We start from the raw sequence: 18,739 nt of genomic DNA, 5'->3' as shown, positions 1-18,739 counted from the left end.
TTACTCTCTCATCACTAAAAACCTAAGGCAATGAGGTGGCAATATGGATACCGTTTTGTTTTTACCTTTCGAAGCATCTAAATTCTTTACATACAAATATGAAAAAAAACTTATTCTTGAGTACCCTTTACGTACGTTTAATAAAGCTCATGTAGAAGATTTTTTACACAGCAATCCAACTCCCACTCTGGGCTTCGCCTTCCTAAGGCAGAATAAAAATAGTATTAAAGTACCTTTTGGTGAGGTTATTATTGAAAATATTATAATGCCAGAGAAGATTATACCTGTGTGGAACCAAGTATATACACATAAAGTACGAACTGGGAAGACACTAGCTCAATCTTATGTAGATATAAAAGCAGCACTTTTAGTTGATCCTATGATTGATGAGGCAGTTACACTATATTTAAACCAAAAAAATCAAAAAGATCATGAAATTATGCAGTTTATTAAATTTAGTGCTGGTAAAGTAGATGGAAACTCACATCTTTTATGGCTAGTATGTACAGTTTTAGAGAATTACACCTCGGGTATACAGGCCAGTACATTTCACAGCTTCCTGCAGCCCCATAAAAAATTTGGACGTTCTCTATTTAGTCATGTGCCATTTCAACAATATCTTTTATTTAGAGTGTGTTAAAAAGCCAACCGGATTACTCTGTCAGTGAGGATGCCCGTGATTTGGCTTATGGATATTTGAAACCTAACTTCATTGCTAGTAATCACCAATCCCTGTTTAAGAAACTATCGGAAAAAACATGGAGAGACATGATCACTACTCCACAGTATAACTTTAAACTAAGTACAAAAAAAACCTACAAAATCTTATTTCACCATCTTTAGGAAAAATATCGAAATGATGAGTTTCAATTAATTGACTACGATACTGAAGTGAATTGGACTACAAAACCCCCATCATTAGGAGGAGCGTCAAAAAAAGGATCCCTTGACGCATTTATACACCTAAAAGATTCTTCAGGCGTACATTGGAAACTATATATTGAGTTTAAGAACTTCCAGGAAACATTAACAGATAAAAAGGATATCGAATACCAGCCATTTGCCATTCAACACAACAACTTTAACACTTCTAGATATAAGCATGACGTCGGAGAACAATGGTTGTACATATCCATTACCAAAGATACTCCCTATTCCCGTATTACTCCAAGCTTCCCGTCAAGTAATTATTTAAATTTTAAATGGAGCGATTTTTTTGAAGAATGGATGAACAAAGTTTATCCTTTGGCAATTTCATCAAATGATAAAGGCTTACTTCATTTTATTAATTTTCTATTTAACAAGTAACAACTCATTATAAAGTTGTTCAATGGATATCTCTGGCCGCTTTTAAAACTGGTAATAACAAAAAAAAGCGTCCTAAGAAGGGCGCTTTTTTCGTCATCGTAATTAAATAAGCATTATCGTACTTTTACTTGTGTTGTGGTGCCATCCACAATTGAGAAAGGTCATTGAAACTAGGCTTAAACGGTTGCTCAAAAAAACAGGAATTGAAAAAAATATTACTCCCCACTCTTTTAGGCATACACATACCTCTTTATTAATTGAGGCAGGGGTCGGTATTAAAGAGATTCAGCAACGTTTAGGCCACTCAGACATCAATACTACAATGAACATTTACGCTCATATGACCGCCAATATGGAAGAAAAGGCCTCCCAACAGTTTAGTAAACTGATGAAAGACCTTCTCTAATAATTAGCTTTTCTCTTATTATGCTATGTCTACGAGGACAAAACCGAGGACAATAATTCCTCTTTGATGGTTTTAACGTTGATATATCAGGAGTTAAAACCCCTTCTTACATCATGCCGCCCATTCCGCCCATGCCCATGCCGCCCATGTCAGGCATGCCAGCTCCGCCAGCGTTTTCTTCTGGCTTGTCAGCGATAACAGCTTCTGTTGTTAGGAACATTGCTGATACAGATGCAGCGTTTTGAAGTGCAGAACGAGTTACTTTCGTTGGGTCAACGATACCGGATTCGAACATGTTTACCCATTCGCCAGTAGCTGCGTTGAATCCAATTCCGATTTCTTCGTTTTTCAAGCGCTCAACAACTACAGATCCTTCAAGACCAGCGTTGTGTGCGATTTGGCGAACTGGCTCTTCCAATGCGCGAAGAACGATTTTCACACCAGTTGCTTCGTCACCGGAAGTTTCAACAGCTGCAAGTGCACGAACAACGTTCACTAGTGCAGTACCACCACCGGATACGATTCCTTCTTCTACTGCTGCACGAGTAGAGTTAAGGGCATCTTCAATGCGAAGTTTACGCTCTTTCAGCTCAGTTTCTGTAGCTGCACCAACTTTGATTACCGCTACCCCGCCAGCTAATTTAGCTAAACGCTCTTGAAGTTTTTCTTTATCGAACTCAGAAGTAGTTTCTTCTAATTGAGAACGGATTTGTGTTACGCGGCCTGCAATTTTGTCAGACTCGCCAGCACCTTCAACGATTGTTGTGTTTTCTTTCGTTACAACCACTTTAGAAGCTGTTCCGAGTTGGCTGATGTTCGCAGACTTAAGGTCAAGTCCTAGCTCTTCAGTAATCACTTCACCGCCAGTAAGGATCGCGATGTCTTCAAGCATAGCTTTACGGCGGTCACCGAAGCCAGGAGCTTTAACAGCTACTGCGTTGAATGTTCCGCGAAGTTTGTTTACTACTAATGTAGCAAGAGCTTCACCTTCAACATCTTCAGCAACAAGCAACAATGGCTTGCCTTGTTGAACCACTTGCTCTAATACAGGAAGGATTTCCTGAATGTTTGTGATCTTTTTGTCTGTGATCAAGATGTAAGGATTCTCAAGAACCGCTTCCATTTTGTCAGAGTTGGTTACCATGTATGGAGATGCATATCCACGGTCGAACTGCATACCTTCAACCACTTCAAGCTCAGTAGTGAATCCTTTAGATTCTTCAATTGTGATAACGCCGTCGTTTCCAACGCGCTCCATAGCTTCAGCGATCAATTGGCCTACTTCATCGTCAGCTGCAGAGATGGCAGCAACTTGAGCGATAGACTCTTTGCCTTCGATCGGCTTGGAGATCTTTTGAAGTTCTTGAACGGCTACTGCTGTAGCTTTTTCAATTCCTTTGCGAAGAACCATTGGGTTAGCGCCGGAAGTTACGTTTTTCAATCCTTCACGGATCATGGCTTGAGCAAGAACAGTCGCTGTTGTAGTTCCGTCACCGGCAACATCGTTTGTTTTGCTTGCTACTTCAGCAACCAATTTTGCACCCATGTTTTCGAAAGCATCTTCAAGCTCGATTTCTTTTGCGATCGTTACACCGTCATTTGTGATAAGAGGTGAACCGAATTTTTTCTCTAGAACGACGTTGCGTCCTTTTGGTCCAAGCGTTACTTTTACTGCATTTGCAAGTGCATCTACACCGCGAAGCATTGCGCGACGAGCGTCTTCACTGAACTTAATGTCTTTAGCCATGTGTAAAACCCTCCTATAAAGATTAAATTTTTTGGTTAATTACGTTAAAGCTACTGATTCAGCTTTTTTTAAAGCGGTTGATCGGCTTTTAAAAAAGAGCTGTTATGTAGTAGCTATTCAATTTGTAGGTTTGCGATTAGCCGATGACAGCCAATACGTCTGTTTCACGAAGAATAAGGTACTCTTTACCTTGATACTTCACTTCTGTTCCTGCGTATTTTGAAAAGATGATAGAATCTCCCTCAGAGACTTCTAGCGCTACGCGTTCTCCTTGCTCAGTTACGCGGCCTGTACCTACTGCAACAACTTTGCCTTCTTGCGGCTTTTCCTTTGCAGAGTCTGGTAAAACGATTCCGCTTGCAGTCTTTTCTTCACCTTCTACAAGCTCAATCACAATACGATCACCTAGTGGCTTTAACAAGTGAAACACCCTCCTCAAAATAATAGAAAGTTTAAATTTATTAGCACTCTGATTTAACGAGTGCTAACTCCATTTCCTATAATAAATAATTTTTTTCCACTTTGCAAGTATAGACCTGATGGTTTTAAGAAAAATTTATGAAGGGGGTCCCATGCCATGTTTTCAAGCAATCTATGTTAGAATAGGGAGATACATGGGAATGCTGAAGACATGACCATACCGAACCTAACTAAAGGAGTAATATACATTGACGAAGCGTTACTTATGGATTGTACTCACTTATGTACTGATGCAGCTGTCAGGCTATGTCGGTTACCCCCTCTTGAACTCTCTTGGCATTCCAAGGGATCACTGGGCCGGACTTTGGGGAACCATCAGCTTTCTCGCTGCTCTTGTGATCGTTCTTCTTCTCCTCATTCCCGACATGAAAGACCCTTCCTTAAGAGGAGGGCGCGTATCCCGTTCATCCGCTGTCGGCTGGGCCATTCTCGGAATCTTCATGGCTTATGGGGCGCAGATTATTGCCGGACTTATTGAAATAAAACTGCTTGGCATTAAGCCAGGCTCTGAAAATACTCAAATGCTCGTTAAGATTGCGAAACTCACTCCTTACTTTATGGTCGTGACCTCCATTGCCGGTCCGATCCTGGAAGAGATCATTTTCCGAAAAATTATTTTCGGGAGCCTGTATAAACGGTTTAACTTTGTGATCGCAGCGCTTATCAGCTCACTGATTTTCGCAGCGGTACACTTTGATTTCACCCATCTGCTCGTTTATACAGCCATGGGATTTGTATTTGCATTCCTGTATGTACGGACAAAACGCTTGCTCGTTCCCATTGTCGCCCATGTCTCCATGAATACCCTCGTCATGCTCGTACAGGTGGTTTTTGCTGATAAGATCAATGACTTGCAGGATAAAGCGGAGAAAATGCAGATGATTATTGGGGGACTTTTCTAATGAGAACATCACCATTTTTTATGAGCGGTTTATATACTGTCATGGGCATCCTTTTCACCTGGCTCGCCATTCATTATTCCAATGAATACGGCGTCACCGGGATCTGGACCCTGGTTACCATGCTTGTGGCTACCTTCGATTTTGCCAACGCGATCAAGTACTACAGGCTGCACCGCCACATTAAAAAATACAAAAAGTAACACAAAAAACCGGTCCTCTTTTAAAGGAACCGGCTTTTTTATTTACTTCTTTTCAAATCGGCGGATGGAAAATGAAGAAATATCTTGTTCACTCTTTCCCGCTATGATTAATTCACTTAAAACCCGGCCTACTGCAGAGCTGAATTTAAAACCATGTCCTGAAAAGCCTGAAGCAATGGCCACGTTCGGATGGTTCGGATGTAAATCGACGATGAATTTTTCATCTGGCGTCATGGTGTACATACAGGTTTTACCGTATTTCAACGGCCCGCTTTTTGGCATATAGCGGTTCAAAAAACCAACGAGATCGGATTCATCTTCCTCTTGTTCACCAAAAAGCGCTAATGCCTCATCCGGATTGATTCGGTCGCCTCCATCATGCCGCCCCGTCTTTAGCCCCGAACCGTTGATGCTTGGGAAGCCGTAATAAAGACCTTGAGGTGTATCTACAGCAAAGGATGGAAAGGATTGGGAGTTATACAATTCTTCATGGGCATCGAACCAGGCAAATGTTTTTCTCACCGGTGTAAGAGGAAGATTCAGCTTTAGCTTGGCAAGGAGAGGCCCAGACCACGCTCCTGCCGAAACAACCAGGGCATCTGAAGAAAATATCTGTTCCTCCGTCCTAACAGTTACTTTCTCGCCGTATATATATACTTCTTTAACCTTTTGATTGGTCAGAACCTCTGCTCCGTACTTTTCTGCAAGCTCTCGATAAGCTTCGATACATTCCTCGCATTTTAGCACTCCGGACGTTGGCTCATAGCATCCTATATAGTTTTCAGGCAATGTCATTCCCGGCCACCGCTCGTTCACTTCATGCGAAGACAACACTTCAAGAGGCAGAGAATAAGTCTTTGAACTGGAGATAATATTCTGAACGAATTTGGATTGATGATCCCCGGCATTCAAGACGCCTGTTTGAAGAAACAGCTCTTTGCCTGTCTCTTTCTCCAGGTCTCTCCACAACTCCCGTGCTTTCAGAACGAACGGAACATACTCTTCTCCCTCTGCGTACGCATACCTTATCATTCTTGTATCCCCGTGGTGGCTGCCTTTGTTGTGCGGTGGATCATATGAATCTAACAATAAGGTTCTTTTTCCGCTCTTCGATAAAAAAGATCCTGCCGCCATTCCCATAGAACCGGCTCCAATGACAATAACATCATAGTGCATGATTTATTACCTCCATATAGAAAAGCGCAAGCGCCCTGCTAAAGTCCGACAAGCGCTGGAGCTCTTACACAGCAACACGCTTTTTGTGTTGTGAAGTAAGAGTGAAGCGACCTCGAGGACTTGGACGCTGGAGCTAGACATTACATCTATGCAAAGCTTTCTAGTAAAAAAACACACCTCATTAATCGAGATGTGTCTTTTCCAATTCAAGATCAAGCATAGCCTCATCTTCTGCCTTCAGCCGCTTTTTATAGGCATTGGCCGAAATTAAAATACTGATCTCATACAGAATGATGAGCGGAACGGTGATGGTCAAGTGTGAAATCAGTTCTGGAGGACTGATCAGACCTGCCACAACGATAATTCCAAAATAAGCGAATCTCCTGATCTTTCGTAAAAAATGAGGAGTAACAAGCCCAAGCCTTGTTAAGAACATGACAAGGACCGGAAACTGAAACAACAAACCAAACGGCAGTATTAAACTGAACAAAAATGAAAAATACTCGTTAATCCCATATTCCCCTTCGACATTCAGCGAATTCGCAATGTTCGACATGAAATGAACGACGAGCGGAAACAGAATGAAGTAGCCGAAGCTCAGTCCGGCTGCAAACAGCAGAAAGGAAATCGGAATGTAAGAGAGTGTTACTTTTCTTTCATTTTCAAAAAGACCGGGGCTGATAAAAGCCCATATTTGATAGAGCGCCACCGGCAGGGATAGCAAAAGCGCAATAATAAAAGCAAAATCTATATATACCTTCAGAGGATCGGTAAGATTAAACGCGTTCATCTGGATGTCTTTTGCTACATTGTCACTTTGCAAATAAACAATGACGGGCTTGGCAAAAAAGAGACCCACAACCATAAAGAGAAAAAAGAAAACGGCCGTAATGACGATACGGTTTCTCAATTCACCCAAATGGTCGTAGACCGGCATGTTTTTATCTGTCATTTTGTTCATCCTAACTGCTACTTCTGTTCGTTTTGGAGAGACTCTTTTTCTTTCTTGTCGTTATCATGATCATCCATGAGTCCCTGTGTCGCATTTTTAAATTCTCTTAACGTTTTTCCTGCTGCCCGTCCAAGTTCCGGAAGCTTTTTCGGTCCAAATACGACTAATGCGGCCGCGGCGATAAACACTGCACTACCTGCTCCAATCATTCCAGACACCTCCTTTACTGCAAAATGGAAAATCTATAAATCAACTGATGGGTAATGTTTCATAAAATAAATCAAAGACTGCAATTCCACTGCTAAATCAATATGATGCACCCTGATCTCGGCCGGCAGTGTCAGGCGCGCAGGTGTAAAGTTCAAGATGCCTTTGATCCCAGCCCGAACGAGCTGGTCGGCAATAAACTGGGCAGAGCCCACTGGAACGGTCAGGATGGCGACTTCTACATCACTTTCCTGAAGCTCCGCTACTATGTTGTCGATGGAATGGATCGGAACTCCAGCTACTTCTTTTCCTACCTTGGCCGGATCCACGTCAAAAGCGACCTGGATGACTGTATTATTGTTTTTTATAAAGTTATAGTGCAAGAAAGCGGTCCCTAAATTTCCAACGCCAATCAAAGCAACATTTGTTACTTCATCCTGGTTAAGCGTTTTCCGGAAAAAAGATAAAAGATAGTTTACGTTGTAGCCGTAACCCTTTTTCCCGAGAGCACCGAAGTAGGAAAAATCCCTTCTGATCGTTGCTGAGTCTACTTTTACTGCTTCGCTAAGCTCTGCAGAAGATACCCGCTGCTTTCCTGAAATGGAAAGGTTTTTTAGAAAACGGTAATAAAGCGGAAGCCTCTTGGCAGTTGCCTGCGGTATTTTTATCTGTTCCTGATTCATATTAGAGCCCTCCACTATCAGAAAGCTTATCTACAGTTTACCATATTTTTTAAGTGGTACGTTGAAAATCCCCGTTTTTTCCGCCGGTTTTGCTCTGCAAAAAGGTTGGTCCAATGATCATTCCCTTATCCACGGCCTTGCACATGTCATAAACGGTTAACGCTGCGGCACTTGCTGCAGTCAAAGCTTCCATTTCAACACCGGTATTGCCTTTTGTTTTCACGGCTGCTTCAATATGCAGCCTGTACTGTTCTTTATTTTCTTCTTCCCATTGAAACGTAATATCTACACCCGTCAGGGACAGAGGATGGCACATTGGAATCCAGTCGGATGTTTTTTTCGCTGCCATAATGCCTGCGACCTGCGCAACGGCAAGGACATCGCCTTTACGAAACGAGCCTTCTGATATTTTTGTGTAGATTTCCTTGTTAACAGCGATTGAGCTTCTGGCTGCAGCTGTACGGACCGTCGCATCCTTTTCGGAGATGTCTACCATTTTCGCTCTTCCTTGTTCGTTAAAATGCGTAAAAGATTCCATAACCTTCTCCTTCTTCCTAGAATATACACTATCTTTGAAATCTATGGCGGATGATTTGCACTTTAATTCTAACGAAATGTTGAACATTGATTAGTTGCTCCGCTTCGCTTATGTAAGCTACACTAAGAGTAGACAGAATTCAGCAATACAGGCTAATCGAGCAGCATCTCATATCGCATTCAGTCTGTGAACCTTGTTATTCGTCGATAGGAATTTGAGGTGACTATACATTGATTATTTTGCAAGTGAATGACTTAACAAAATCATTTGGGGCTGACCCTATTTTATCGAATATTAAGCTGGAAGTCCAAACCCGCGACAGAATCGCGCTTGTCGGAAGAAATGGAGCAGGCAAATCCACGCTTTTAAAAATCATTACCGGTGACATGTCCTACGATTCAGGACAGCTGATCATGCCAAAAGGCGTCCGAGCCGGTTATCTAGCCCAGGACACTGGCCTTGAATCCGAACTGTCCATCTGGGATGAGATGATCAGCGTATTCGAGCCGCTTCGGAAGATGGAAAAGCAGCTGCGCAGCATGGAGAGCCGAATGGGCGAACCTGCGCTGACCGCAGATGAAGCAGCCTACAATAAACTGCTAAAAGAGTATGATGAACTGCAGATTCAGTTCAAGGAAGCAGGCGGCTATCAATACGAATCGGACATCCGCACGGTACTTCACGGCTTTCAATTCAGCGGGTTTGACCCGTCAACTCCCGTGCAGACATTAAGCGGAGGGCAGAAAACACGCCTTGCGCTGGCTAAACTGCTCCTTACAAAGCCAGACCTTTTAATACTGGACGAGCCGACCAACCACCTGGACATTGAAACACTCTCATGGCTTGAGCAATATTTGCAGTCCTATCCCGGCGCGATCCTGCTCGTCTCGCATGACCGCTACTTCCTGGATAAAATCGTGACGACGGTCTATGAGATCTCCCGCCATCGCTCTTCCAAGTTTAAAGGCAACTACACGCAGTATCTGGAACAAAAAGCAGAACGCCTTGCACTGGATATGAAAGCCTATGAGAAGCAACAGGATGAGATCGTCAAGCTTCAGGATTTTGTTCAAAAAAACCTCGTCCGGGCCTCTACCACTAAACGTGCACAGAGCCGCAGAAAGCAGCTTGAGAAAATGGAAGTCATGGACAAGCCGCTTGGTGATGAAAAGTCCGCTTCCTTCTTGTTCGATATAGAACGCCAAAGCGGCAATGACGTATTAAAGCTTGAACAGGTCGCTACCGGTTATGAGGACGGTGTGCCGCTCATCACTAACATTGACTATCATGTTTCCCGCCAGGACAGCGTCGCGCTTGTTGGACCAAACGGCATCGGAAAGTCCACTCTTTTAAAGGCCATCTTAAAACAGCTGCCTTTATTGGAAGGAAACATCGCTTACGGCGCAAATGTGAAAATCGGCCATTATGAACAAGAGCAGGCGAACCTCAGCTCCAATAAAACTTTGCTGAACGAACTCTGGGACGAGTATCCGGACAAAACGGAAAAAGAAATCCGAACCGTTCTAGGCAACTTTCTGTTCAGCGGGGATGACGTACTCAAGTATGTCAATGAGCTGAGCGGCGGCCAAAAAGCCCGGCTTGCTCTGGCTAAACTGATGATGCAAAAAGCCAACCTCCTGTTATTGGACGAACCGACAAACCATCTGGATCTCGACAGCAAAGAAGTTCTTGAACAGGCACTCATCAATTTTCCCGGTACTATAGTTTTCGTTTCTCATGACCGTTATTTTATCAATCGGATTGCTACCAAGGTCGCTGAGCTTTCACGGACGAAAATTACAAATTATCTCGGTGACTATGATTATTATATTGCGAAAAAAACCGAGACGCGAGAACGTGAAGAACTAAAAAACAAAAGTCTCCCTTCCTCCCCGCAAGCGGATGAACCCGCCTCAGCCGGAGCGTATAAACAGGACAAGGCGGCTAAACGCGAGGACCGAAAGCGGCAGAGGAGAATTGAAGAAATAGAGACCCTCTTGGAGAAGCTTGAAACCGAGCAGGCTGTTCATGAAGAAGCGTTATGTGATCCCGCCGTTTACCAGGATTATGAGAAAACGCAGGAACATAATGAAAAGATCGAACAGATCAAAGCAGAAACTGAGCATCTTTTGGAAGAATGGGAACTGCTCCAGCTCGAAGAAGAATAATGATTCACAACAGCGGTGCCAGGCACCGTTGTTTTTATTTTGCGATAATTCACAGTATCCACAAGGTTATGCACAGCTTTTATAGATAATAACTCTTTCATCAACATAGTTATACACATTATCCACAGTTTCATAAAATGTTATCCACATTATTTTATGCACAGGCATAGAAAGCAGTTTTATTGCTTTTTTTTCATTTATTCACATTATCCCCTGTCTTGTGGATAACTTTGTCCACATCTCTCTAAAGCACTAAAATGCCTCAACAAAAAAAATCCCTTCTCACATGTAGAAGGGATTCTTACGTTATTGTGCCTCTAAATCGAGACCTGGTACACCATTGAGTGCCCAGTCTGCTCTTTTTCCTTTTTGATAGGCAATACTGCCGGCTGCTGCGATCATAGCAGCATTATCTGTGCATAAGTTGAGTGGAGGAATAATGAGCTCATATGGAAGATCGCTGAACTTAGCTTCCAGCGCCGCTCTTAATCCTTTATTCGCTGCTACACCGCCTGCTAAGAGCACCTGTTTCACATGATGCTCACGCGCAGCACGTGCGGTTTTTTCTACAAGCACATCAATGACCGATGCCTGAAAGCTCGCCGCCAGATCTTCAGGCTTAATGATCTCTCCGCGCTGCGCCGCATTGTGGACGGTATTGATAACAGCTGACTTTAAGCCGCTGAAGCTAAAATCATAAGAGTCTGCTTCCAGCCAGGCACGGGGCAGGTTAAGGACGGGTTCTCCATCCTGCGCAAGCCGATCAATGTGCGGTCCTCCCGGATACGGAAGGTTCAAGGTACGCGCTACTTTGTCATAGGCCTCTCCAGCTGCGTCATCTCTCGTCTCACCGATCACTTCAAACGAGCCATGCTCCTTCATCAGAACAAGCTCAGTATGGCCCCCGGAAACAACAAGAGCAAGCAGCGGGAACTCCATCTCAGTGATCAGCCGGTTGGCATAGATATGCCCGGCGATATGATGAACCGGTACGAGCGGAAGATCATGGGCAAATGCCAAGGCTTTCGCCGCATTCACACCGATCAAAAGCGCCCCCACGAGTCCTGGTCCCTCTGTAACGGCAACCGCCGACACGTCTTCCATTGTAATTCCCGCATTCTGAAGCGCTTCTTCCATCACTACTGTAATCTGTTCAACATGATGGCGTGATGCCACTTCAGGCACGACTCCGCCAAAACGCTTATGGCTTTCAATTTGTGAAGCGACTACATTTGCCATAATTTCTGTTCCATTTTTCACGAGCGCGACCGCTGTTTCATCACAGCTCGTTTCAATCGCCAGTATAATTTCATCCTGTTTCATCAAAGCATCACCCACATCACTAAAGCGTCTTCCCCATTATCGCTGTAATAATTTTTTCTGATACCGCCACCCTGAAAACCAAGCTTGCGGTATAAATTTTGTGCTACATAGTTGCTGACCCTGACTTCAAGGCTGAGCCTTGCTGAACCATAACGCTTCGCCAGTATCATCGCCTGCTTCATGATTGCTTCCCCAAGCTTCTTGCCTCTGTATTCAGGGCGGATCGCCACATTTGTAATATGGGCATCATCTATAATGACCCAAACACCGCAGTACCCAACAATTTTCCCATCCGTCTCTAGTAAAAGGTAGTAGGCAAACTGATTATGGACAATCTCATTATAAAAAGCTTCCTGTGTCCAAGGCAGAGTAAAGGAAGCGTGTTCGATTTCAATGATATCCTGCAGGTCATTGACAGTCGCCAACCTGTATGTGTATGTCTCCTCCATGGTCTGCACCTACTTCTTCTGTGCCGCCAGCCAATTCACTTCTGCTTCTGCAAGCTGAAGGTAGCTGGGAACAAAATGATGGACAGATTCTGGTTCCTTCCCCATGCCGATTCGTGCCAGTTCAGACGGGCGCGGGTTATGATCAGCTGACGTACCGAACACAGCCTGATCACCGAGCTCTTCTAGAATACTTTCTTTATGCAGCTCTAAATCGTTTCCCAAAAACAGTACCGGTTTCTCCAGGCTTTTCAATTCTTCAAGCCAATTGGTCCTCAATGCAAGCCGGTCCTCTTTTACCGCTTGAAAGCTGCCTTCTTCACAGCCATACAAGCCTGTATATAGCTGGGTCCTCCTGGCGTCAAACAACGGGCAGACATAGCCATTGAAGTATTTTCCGTTTTGAGCCAAGACCTCAAGACTGGAAACACCTGCGAGCTCCTTTTTCAGCGCCCAGGCCAGCGTTTTCGCGATTGTTACCCCGATTCTTACTCCTGTATACGATCCCGGCCCTTTCGCCGTAATGATCCGGTCCAGATCGGCTGGCTTCATATTCATTTCCTTCAATAAATCATGAATCGCCGGCATAACCCGGATGGAGTGATTCTTTTTCAAGTTCGTCGTATAATCCCCAATGACTTTCTCTCCATCAACCACAGCAATACCCATGACGAGGTTCGATGTATCTATGGCTAAGGCCTTCATTTTCCTAACTCCTTACATATCGTAATAAATCGTTCGCCTGCAGGGTGAAATTTCAATTCCCTTTTTTCGTCTCCCGTGCGGTGGATCTCAATATTCAGCCGGTCTTCCGGAAGCCGGTCAGCAATGAACTGTGCCCATTCCACCACCGTTACTCCTTCACCTTCAAAATATTCCTCAAATCCCAAATCTTCATCGCTGTCTTCCAAACGATATACATCCATATGATAAAAAGGCAGACGCCCCTTATATTCTTTAATGATGGTGAATGTCGGTGAATTGACCACCCGCTTTACACCCAGACCCTTGGCAAGACCTTTTGTGAATGTCGTTTTACCTGCACCAAGATCTCCTTCAAGAGTAAGCACATCCCCCGGCCCAAGCAAGGTTCCAAGCTTCTCAGCAAGCTCACTCGTTTCTTCAGGAGAAGCTGTTGTTATTAAAAGTTGTTCCATACTTGCACCTCAATCAGAAAAATGGTTATATCCCGCTTTCGACAGTTTTTCAACCGAAGTTCCTCTGTTCAGCAGCACACCGGGCATCCCTTTTGTTACCCGTCCGATCACCGTTAAACAAATTCCGGCTTTTTCGCAAGCCGCCTGCACTTCAGGAAAGGCATCCGGAGACATCGTCCCGATCAGTTTGTAATCTTCTCCGCCAAACAGCATCCATTCGTCCTGCATCTTGCTGGGATAGTACTGGATGGCTGCACTTTTTGGAAGTTTATCATGAAAAAGTGTGATCGAAACACCGCTCGCTTCTGCGATCTCATTTGCTTCGCTGGCCACGCCATCACTGATATCGTTCAGCGCCACTCGTCTATTGGACTTCGCCAAGATCCTCCCTGCCCCCACTTGTGGCAAAGGAAGCTGATGCTCTTTGACAAGGAGAGCTTCCTCTGTGCTGAATTCACCATGGTGGGACCGTTCTAAAAGCAGGGACAATCCACCCGCAGAATCTCCGACCGGGCCTGATACAAAAACAACATCATCAGGTTCAGCGTTGCTTCTCAAAAGCTTCCTTCCTTGCTCTACCTGGCCCAATACGGTCACAGATAAAACAAGAGGACCTTTCGTAGAAACGGTATCGCCGCCGATCAGATCCATATCATATTCTTCAGCAAGTGCAGCCATCCCCTTGTAGATCTGAGACAGCTTCCCCTCCTCCCATGAAGGCGGAATAGAAATAGAAACCAAGTAAAAGAGAGGTATACCACCCATTGCAGCAATATCGCTAATGTTGGCAGCAAGCGCTTTATGGCCGACATGAAACGGAGTCAATGTGCTTTGCGTGAAATGAACGCCCTCCACCATCGTATCAAGGCATACAATCTGATCAAGCTCTGAACCTTTTATGAGAGCCGCGTCATCCCCAATTCCTTGTATAAGCGAAGACTGTTTATGGCTGGCCGGACTAATCGTTTTAATCCACTCAAATTCATCTTTCATCGTATGTACCCTTCCACTTTCACGGTCGTTTTTAACAAAAAAGCCTTTTGATTTTATACCCTATCCTATTTAAAATCCCTGTGCTTTTTTTACAAAAAAGCCTTTTGATTTTTCATTCTATAAAAAATCCCTAGGCATCGAATGATCCTAAGGGTTATGTGTCTTTTATTAGTTTATCTTATTTTATGGAAAAAACCTATTTTTACATAAAAAAACACGAAACAAATTGTTTCGTTTACGTTTTAAAAGTAATGGCGGACCCGACCGGGGTCGAACCGGCGATCTCCTGCGTGACAGGCAGGCATGTTAACCACTACACCACGGGTCCATTTATCATTTACTCATGGAGTAGATAAATTAAATTGGTTGCGGGGACAGGATTTGAACCTGCGACCTTTGGGTTATGAGCCCAACGAGCTACCAGACTGCTCCACCCCGCGATGATATGAATGTGTACGGACGATGTGTCCGAGTATCGACTGTCTCTTCCTCTACAAGCATTTACTTAATGTGTATCCGTCGAGACAAGCCAACTTAGATGTTTTATCAACGTCGTAGGCTTGCTCCACCCCGCGATGATATGATGTATTCGGCTGACTTTTTCATCCGAACTTATTTATGTCTGAGTCGACAATAATTAATATATCATGAATTTTGAAATCACACAACCCTTTTTGTATAATTGCACGCCAGTAAATTTTTACTGACGTGCAACTTAAAATTATTATGCCACTTTCTCGTCTTTATTATCCTTTTTATTAAGACCTTTTCCATAATAAAAAGCAACTAGTCCTAAAATCCAGATCGGTCCAACGATAAGAGCGATTCGTGTTTCTTTAAAGTACCCCATGATTCCTACCACCATCAGCAAAAAGGCTAAAGCAATATAAGATCCATAAGGCCACAGTGGTGTTTTGTACTTCAATTCTTTAAGTTCTTGCGGTGATAACGACTTTCTGAACTTCATCTGGGACAAGAGAATGGTTCCCCAAGTCCATATTGCTCCGAATGTAGAGATACTTGTAATCCATACAAACACTTTAGATCCCGGGAAGAGATAATTCAGAATAACCCCGATCAATAGGACTCCTGAAGATACAAGGATTGCCTTTGACGGAACACCGGTGCGGCTGATTTTTTTCATGCCGGCCGGCGCCTGCTCCTGCTCAGCCAGATTGAACAGCATGCGTCCTGTGCTGAAAATACCGCTGTTACAGCTGGAAAGGGCTGCTGTCAAAACAACAAAGTTGATGATTCCAGCGGCTTGGGCAATACCGATTTTATCAAAGGTCAAAACAAATGGGCTTCCAGTAGTACCAATTTCATTCCACGGGTAGATGGACATGATAACAAAAAGTGCACCCACGTAGAATAGTAAAATTCTCCAAAACACAGTGTCAATTGCACGGGCAAGTACCTTTTTCGGGTTTTTAACTTCTCCAGCCGTGACACCAATCATCTCAATGCCCAAGAAGGCGAACATGACCATCTGCATGGACATTAAAATACCTTTAACTCCATGAGGAGCAAATCCTCCATGATTCCAGAGGTTGCTGATCCCTGTAGCAATTCCGTGATTCCCAAAACCGAATATAATAATGCCTAGACCTGTAACAATCAAAACGATAATAGCGACAATCTTAATTAAAGCAAACCAAAATTCAAATTCTCCATAGGCTTTTGCGGTGATTAAGTTGACCGCAGCCATGATCACCAATGCAGACAGTGCCCATATCCATGATGGTACATCTGGAAACCATTTTTCCATATAGATTCCGACAGCTGTAATTTCGGCCATACAGGTAACCACCCATAAAAACCAGTAGTTCCAGCCGGTGATATACCCTGAAAGCGGTCCAAGGTGATCTTTTGCGTATCGGCTGAATGAGCCGGCTACAGGATTATGAATCGCCATTTCTCCAAGGGCTCTCATAATCAAAAACATGACGGCGCCCGCAATCGTATAGGCAACGAGTATAGCAGGACCAGCAAGCTTTATAGCATTAGCAGAACCCAAAAATAACCCAACACCAATTGCGGCACCAAGTGACATTAATGTGATATGTCTTGATTCCAATCCACGGTGTAATTCTTGTTGTTGCTTCATATATCTTGTTGTCCTCCTTGCTGTCTTTGTAAAGCGCTTTCATAGCTATTCTAGCACATTCTCACAAATTCGACAAATCTGATAATTTACCATAAATTCCCTTACAGCGCATGATTAAGGGCGTTTTGGAAGACTTCGGTAATGTCCCCCTTATCTTCAATGCCAACCGAAATCCTTACTACATGTTTCGTAATCCCCAGTCTTTTTATAAGCTCGTCCGGCATGGCTCGATGAGAAGTCCCTAGCGGATAGGACACACTCGTCTCCACACCTGCCAGCGTTGCAACGATTTTAACCCATGATAAGTGGCGGAAAAACCCTTCAATATCGGCATCATCACTCAGCTCAGCAGTAACAATCGCTCCGTTGCCTTGCATGCTGACCGACTCAGGATAATATACCTTTTTAATGGCTGGATGTTCCTTCAAAACCTCTGCTAACCAAGCTGCGTTCTTCACTTGCCGTTCCATTCTTACGCTCAAAGTCTTTAATCCCCTGGCCGCCAGCCACGCATCAAAAGGGCCGAGATTACATCCAAGGTTCGCCATCTTTTCTTTGGCTTTTTGGACAATGTCCTGATCCCCTGCAATGATTCCCGCTGTTACATCACTATGTCCTGCAATATATTTTGTCGCACTATGTATGACTACGTTCACACCCTGCACATACGGCTGAAGAAGGTATGGAGTAGCAAATGTATTATCAATCATCGAGATGACTTTATTTTTCTTGGCCAGCTCTGCTATCCCGTGAATGTCCTCTACTCTAAGCAATGGATTAGTAATGGATTCAGAGTATAAGATCTTTGTATTGGGCTGTATGGCTTCTTGAATGGACTGCTGATCCGCAAACGGGACAAACGTGACTTCAATGCCAAACGTCTTCAATTCTGAAGCAAACAGATGGTATGTACCGCCATATAGATCATCACAGGCAACAATATGATCTCCGCTTTGCGCAACTGCAAGCACCGCACATAAAATCGCTGAGAGTCCAGAAGACGTCGCTGCTCCTGATGGTGCTCCCTCCAGCCGTGCCACTCCCGTAGCTAAATCATCATTGTTCGGATTATCCACCCGTGAATACAAGTACGGCTTGTTTCCTCTGAAATAATCTTCAATGTCATCCAGGTCTTTAAATGAATAGGCAGTGGTTTGGTAAATAGGCTGTACCTTGCTTGCCACTTCCGACTCCCGGATTGTACTAAAATGAACAGCTTTTGTATCAAACTTTTTATCCTTCATGCTAACACCTCTTCAGCCATAATTTCACCTATCATACCATATCTGCTGTAGAAGAGTTATGTGTGTTTTTAATAAATTGCAGAGATGCTGCGTTGGCTGGTGTGTGGAAAGGGGTTTATTGAAGAAAAAGAACTAATTAGGGTTTGTTTTTATAGATTTTCTGGGGTTCCCCCTATGGGGTGGCTTCTTTTTGATGTATATATGAGGATTCAAGGAGGGTTCGAGGTCAGATGAGGTATTTAGGCGATCTTTCCCTGGGCGATTTGGATCGTTACTTGCGGGTTTGGTTGGTTTACTTGCGGCTTTGACTCGTTTACTTGCGGTTCGACAGCGTTTACTTGCGATTTCACACCCGTTACTTGCGATTCGACAAGATTTACTTGCATATCACGTCATTTTCATACTTATTTGGTTGATCCCTCGATGGTTTTATGAAAAATAAAATAAGTAATTAGTTTGTATAGGCTTTATTTTTTCGTTTTCTCTTTGAAAATCATCTTTTTGTGGCTAATGGATACGGTTTTGAAGGTTCTGCTTTGTTGTCCGGGAGCGTTACTTGCGGGTTTGGTGGGTTTACATGCGGCTTCGGCCCTTTTACGTGCGACTTTGAAGGGTTTACATGCGGGAATGGAGACTTTACGTGCGACTTTTCAGCCTTTACATGCAAAACCCATCATTGTCAAAAAAAGAACATACAAAAAA

Annotated in this window: 19 protein-coding genes, 2 tRNA genes and 1 pseudogene; 6 read left to right on the top strand and 16 right to left on the bottom strand. The window is 43.7% G+C overall.

Annotation, left to right across the window (positions count from 1 at the left end):
* Positions 1 to 43 precede the first annotated feature (43 nt).
* Together P4361_RS08030 and P4361_RS08025 are read left to right on the top strand one after the other, a co-directional pair.
* A complete protein-coding gene (locus P4361_RS08030) occupies positions 44 to 640 on the top strand; it encodes a hypothetical protein (protein ID WP_328088945.1) in 597 nt (198 codons plus the stop codon).
* 831 nt (positions 641 to 1,471) lie between these two features.
* Positions 1,472 to 1,714 (top strand): annotated as a pseudogene (locus tag P4361_RS08025) (tyrosine-type recombinase/integrase); the annotation flags it as partial.
* A gap of 106 nt (positions 1,715 to 1,820) precedes the next feature.
* On the opposite strand, the gene groL reads toward P4361_RS08025, so the two are convergent.
* Positions 1,821 to 3,461, bottom strand: coding sequence for a chaperonin GroEL (gene groL / locus P4361_RS08020; RefSeq protein ID WP_091010473.1), 1,641 nt, complete (start codon positions 3,459 to 3,461; stop codon positions 1,821 to 1,823).
* 136 nt (positions 3,462 to 3,597) lie between these two features.
* Entirely contained in the window at positions 3,598 to 3,882 is a 285-nt protein-coding gene (groES, locus tag P4361_RS08015) for a co-chaperone GroES (RefSeq protein WP_053356067.1), read from the bottom strand.
* Positions 3,883 to 4,129: 247 nt separating this feature from the next.
* Between groES and P4361_RS08010 the strand changes: the two genes are divergently transcribed.
* Both P4361_RS08010 and P4361_RS08005 read left to right on the top strand, forming a co-directional pair.
* Positions 4,130 to 4,843 carry a CPBP family intramembrane glutamic endopeptidase gene (locus P4361_RS08010; RefSeq protein WP_062239968.1) on the top strand — a complete coding sequence of 238 codons (714 nt, stop codon included), beginning with the start codon at positions 4,130 to 4,132 and terminating at the stop codon, positions 4,841 to 4,843.
* The gene (locus P4361_RS08005; RefSeq protein WP_091010476.1) at positions 4,843 to 5,043 is read left to right on the top strand and encodes a DUF4305 domain-containing protein; all 201 of its coding nucleotides are present in this window, start codon (positions 4,843 to 4,845) and stop codon (positions 5,041 to 5,043) included. The genes P4361_RS08010 and P4361_RS08005 overlap by 1 nt, the downstream gene beginning before the upstream one ends.
* A 42-nt stretch (positions 5,044 to 5,085) precedes the next feature.
* On the opposite strand, the gene solA is transcribed toward P4361_RS08005, so the two are convergent.
* From solA to moaC, 5 genes are all read right to left on the bottom strand, one after another.
* Positions 5,086 to 6,219 carry an N-methyl-L-tryptophan oxidase gene (gene solA, locus P4361_RS08000; RefSeq protein ID WP_328088942.1) on the bottom strand — a complete coding sequence of 378 codons (1,134 nt, stop codon included), beginning with the start codon at positions 6,217 to 6,219 and terminating at the stop codon, positions 5,086 to 5,088.
* Positions 6,220 to 6,400: 181 nt separating this feature from the next.
* Positions 6,401 to 7,171 carry a twin-arginine translocase subunit TatC gene (gene tatC / locus P4361_RS07995; RefSeq protein ID WP_328088941.1) on the bottom strand — a complete coding sequence of 257 codons (771 nt, stop codon included), beginning with the start codon at positions 7,169 to 7,171 and terminating at the stop codon, positions 6,401 to 6,403.
* 17 nt (positions 7,172 to 7,188) lie between these two features.
* Complete coding sequence (locus tag P4361_RS07990; protein WP_053356072.1) at positions 7,189 to 7,380, bottom strand: twin-arginine translocase TatA/TatE family subunit; 192 nt, start codon at positions 7,378 to 7,380, stop codon at positions 7,189 to 7,191.
* Between the two features lie 33 nt (positions 7,381 to 7,413).
* Positions 7,414 to 8,061 (bottom strand): redox-sensing transcriptional repressor Rex, encoded by a 648-nt coding sequence (locus P4361_RS07985; protein WP_328088940.1) that lies wholly within the window; start codon positions 8,059 to 8,061, stop codon positions 7,414 to 7,416.
* A gap of 49 nt (positions 8,062 to 8,110) precedes the next feature.
* Positions 8,111 to 8,599 carry a cyclic pyranopterin monophosphate synthase MoaC gene (moaC, locus tag P4361_RS07980; protein ID WP_062239988.1) on the bottom strand — a complete coding sequence of 163 codons (489 nt, stop codon included), beginning with the start codon at positions 8,597 to 8,599 and terminating at the stop codon, positions 8,111 to 8,113.
* Positions 8,600 to 8,829: 230 nt separating this feature from the next.
* On the opposite strand from moaC, the gene P4361_RS07975 reads away from it, so the two are divergent.
* Complete coding sequence (locus tag P4361_RS07975; protein WP_328088937.1) at positions 8,830 to 10,767, top strand: ABC-F family ATP-binding cassette domain-containing protein; 1,938 nt, start codon at positions 8,830 to 8,832, stop codon at positions 10,765 to 10,767.
* A 306-nt stretch (positions 10,768 to 11,073) separates the two neighbouring features.
* Here P4361_RS07975 and tsaD read toward each other — a convergent pair whose 3' ends face one another.
* The 9 genes from tsaD to P4361_RS07930 all read right to left on the bottom strand — a co-directional run bounded on the left by tsaD (position 11,074) and on the right by P4361_RS07930 (position 18,037).
* Entirely contained in the window at positions 11,074 to 12,090 is a 1,017-nt protein-coding gene (gene tsaD, locus P4361_RS07970; RefSeq protein ID WP_328088936.1) for a tRNA (adenosine(37)-N6)-threonylcarbamoyltransferase complex transferase subunit TsaD, read from the bottom strand.
* A complete protein-coding gene (rimI, locus tag P4361_RS07965; protein ID WP_328088933.1) occupies positions 12,090 to 12,539 on the bottom strand; it encodes a ribosomal protein S18-alanine N-acetyltransferase in 450 nt (149 codons plus the stop codon). The genes tsaD and rimI overlap by 1 nt, the downstream gene beginning before the upstream one ends.
* A gap of 9 nt (positions 12,540 to 12,548) precedes the next feature.
* Complete coding sequence (gene tsaB / locus P4361_RS07960) at positions 12,549 to 13,241, bottom strand: tRNA (adenosine(37)-N6)-threonylcarbamoyltransferase complex dimerization subunit type 1 TsaB (RefSeq protein ID WP_328088931.1); 693 nt, start codon at positions 13,239 to 13,241, stop codon at positions 12,549 to 12,551.
* The gene (gene tsaE / locus P4361_RS07955; RefSeq protein ID WP_328088929.1) at positions 13,238 to 13,693 is read right to left on the bottom strand and encodes a tRNA (adenosine(37)-N6)-threonylcarbamoyltransferase complex ATPase subunit type 1 TsaE; all 456 of its coding nucleotides are present in this window, start codon (positions 13,691 to 13,693) and stop codon (positions 13,238 to 13,240) included. The genes tsaB and tsaE overlap by 4 nt, the downstream gene beginning before the upstream one ends.
* A 9-nt stretch (positions 13,694 to 13,702) precedes the next feature.
* The gene (gene thiL, locus P4361_RS07950; RefSeq protein ID WP_328088926.1) at positions 13,703 to 14,686 is read right to left on the bottom strand and encodes a thiamine-phosphate kinase; all 984 of its coding nucleotides are present in this window, start codon (positions 14,684 to 14,686) and stop codon (positions 13,703 to 13,705) included.
* 252 nt (positions 14,687 to 14,938) lie between these two features.
* Positions 14,939 to 15,014: transfer RNA gene (locus tag P4361_RS07945), tRNA-Asp, on the bottom strand.
* 35 nt (positions 15,015 to 15,049) lie between these two features.
* A tRNA-Met gene (locus tag P4361_RS07940) sits at positions 15,050 to 15,126 on the bottom strand.
* 284 nt (positions 15,127 to 15,410) lie between these two features.
* The gene (locus tag P4361_RS07935) at positions 15,411 to 16,793 is read right to left on the bottom strand and encodes an amino acid permease (RefSeq protein ID WP_328088924.1); all 1,383 of its coding nucleotides are present in this window, start codon (positions 16,791 to 16,793) and stop codon (positions 15,411 to 15,413) included.
* Positions 16,794 to 16,894: 101 nt separating this feature from the next.
* On the bottom strand, positions 16,895 to 18,037 hold the full coding sequence (locus P4361_RS07930; protein WP_328088922.1) for an aminotransferase class I/II-fold pyridoxal phosphate-dependent enzyme: 1,143 nt from the start codon (positions 18,035 to 18,037) through the stop codon (positions 16,895 to 16,897).
* A 510-nt stretch (positions 18,038 to 18,547) separates the two neighbouring features.
* Here P4361_RS07930 and P4361_RS07925 point away from each other — a divergent pair.
* On the top strand, positions 18,548 to 18,739 hold a 192-nt coding region (locus P4361_RS07925; RefSeq protein ID WP_328088921.1), incomplete at its 3' end, for a hypothetical protein.

Origin of the sequence: Fictibacillus sp. B-59209 (genome assembly GCF_036216745.1) — a bacterium.
In the GTDB taxonomy this organism is placed as follows: domain Bacteria; phylum Bacillota; class Bacilli; order Bacillales; family Fictibacillaceae; genus Fictibacillus_C; species Fictibacillus_C marinisediminis.
Note: the sequence above shows the minus strand (reverse complement) of the source record. Positions and strands in the feature narration are given on the sequence as shown.